Source organism: Psychrobacter sp. 1Y4 (genome assembly GCF_051847555.1).
On the sequence record NZ_JBPYDE010000161.1, the window covers coordinates 1 to 1044 of the forward strand.

At 47.6% G+C, this 1044-nt stretch carries 1 protein-coding gene and 1 pseudogene; one reads left to right on the forward strand and one right to left on the reverse strand.

The window, feature by feature from the left end; all coding sequences use genetic code 11:
• The coding region (locus ACS8FC_RS14985) for an alpha/beta hydrolase (protein WP_439297357.1) at positions 1 to 699 on the forward strand (699 nt) is incomplete at its 5' end.
• Positions 700 to 716: 17 nt separating this feature from the next.
• Here ACS8FC_RS14985 and ACS8FC_RS14990 read toward each other — a convergent pair.
• Positions 717 to 1044: pseudogene (locus tag ACS8FC_RS14990) on the reverse strand (metallophosphoesterase); the annotation flags it as partial.

Genomic DNA, 1044 nt, shown 5'->3' on the forward strand with positions numbered 1-1044 from the left:
GTGGTCAGTGTGGATTATCGCTTGGCTCCTGAGTGTCCTGCACCCGCAGCCCTAAAAGACTGTATCACCGCTTATGCTTGGCTGGCTGAGCATTGCTATACCTTAGGTGCATTACCGTCACGTATCGTTCTTGCAGGCGATAGCGCAGGTGGTGGCCTTTCTACCTTGATTGCACAGCAACTCACCGCACCAAACGAAAACGCTTGGCTAGATCTGGGTACAGATGGTCAGAAAATGTTTGACCTATTAAAGAAGCTACCTGCGCCGCTAGCACAGATGCCACTGTATCCTGTGACTGATATTGAGACAGATTATCCAAGTTGGGAGCTGTATGGTGAAGGCCTGCTATTGGATCACGCTGATGTGGCAGTATTTGACGCTGCTTGTCTTGAGAATAGTCCGTTGCCACGCATACATATACTAAATTCGCCAATGCTTGGTGATAACAGTAAAGTATGTCCCACCTATATCGTCGCCGCTGAACTCGATGTATTGCGTGATGAGGCATTTGCTTATGCCAAGCAGCTAAAGAGTTATAAAGTCCCTGTTGAGACCCATACTGTGTTGGGCGCACCGCACGGCTTTATTCATTTTATGAGCGTGCATCAAGGACTTGGGCAGGAAACAAAAAATATTATTAATGGTTTTGGCGGCTTCGTCCATGAGGTCATTAGTACAAAATCGCAGCTCGTGGCATAGCGGTTAGCTGGTACTAGCTATTTATTAGTATGACCAGAAACGGTAATTAACCAAATCTCTGAGCGTGAGCCCAATCGAAACGGAATACCCCAAAAGCCATAACCCGAGGATACCACAAAGTGTCCTCTGCCAATGGCCTCATACCCATAGCCTAATCGGTTGATGGCGCTCACGATGAAGTTGGCGGGGAATACTTGTCCATTGTGAGTGTGTCCTGATACCTGCAGATCGATTGGTAACTGACTGTGTTCATCAATATCGCTTGGTCTATGATCCAGCAGTATCACTGGCTGTGAAGTATCAACTTTCGCTAGTAGGTCAGGTGTCGCGACACGCTGGCGTTTA